Annotated in this window: 1 protein-coding gene; it reads right to left on the bottom strand. The window is 39.5% G+C overall.

Annotated elements, in window-relative coordinates:
• Window positions 1–119: 119 nt before the first annotated feature.
• The coding region (locus tag J3U75_RS09020; RefSeq protein ID WP_323811364.1) for an RHS repeat-associated core domain-containing protein at window positions 120–582 on the bottom strand (463 nt) is incomplete at its 5' end.

Genomic DNA, 582 nt, shown 5'->3' with positions numbered 1-582 from the left:
ATCACTAAATATATTAAAAAACTCCATCCAATGATTTTTTCTGGATTGCGCTAATGAATACAACCCATCTTTTATATAGACACCGAATACTGAATTTACTTGATTTAGTTGTTTTTTAGTTAACATTTCTTTCCACCTGTTTTAGATTTGGTTTTATTTAAATGTTCATCCGCCGCAGCTAAGTATTCTTGCCGCCGTGGATTATTGATACCTATGGGGTTTTGCTTATTGGAAGTTCCTTCCAAACCACCCATCTGTTCAAAAGTTCTCTGCTCCAATCCTCGTGCGGTTGCTTTTCCTGCCACACCTTCTCCACGATAAATTGGTTCTGGTATGGTATCAAATATTGAAAAGTTGTTATTATATCGATACTTTAATACATCTTCTGCTGAATGTCCCAAACCTGGTTTGCTCGCATAACCAATATAGGGTTTACCATTTTTTACGCCTTGATAGGTAATATGCGTATACCCCTCGCCTGTTTTCCAACCCCACGGATCGATCCACATCAACCCATTAGGCGCATACTGATACAAATTAAACCCACCCAGCAACCCAATCGGGTCCGGCTGCGTGAATCTG

Origin of the sequence: Snodgrassella sp. B3088 (assembly GCF_026535815.1) — a bacterium.
GTDB classification, from domain to species: domain Bacteria; phylum Pseudomonadota; class Gammaproteobacteria; order Burkholderiales; family Neisseriaceae; genus Snodgrassella; species Snodgrassella alvi_E.
Note: the sequence above shows the minus strand (reverse complement) of the source record. Positions and strands in the feature narration are given on the sequence as shown.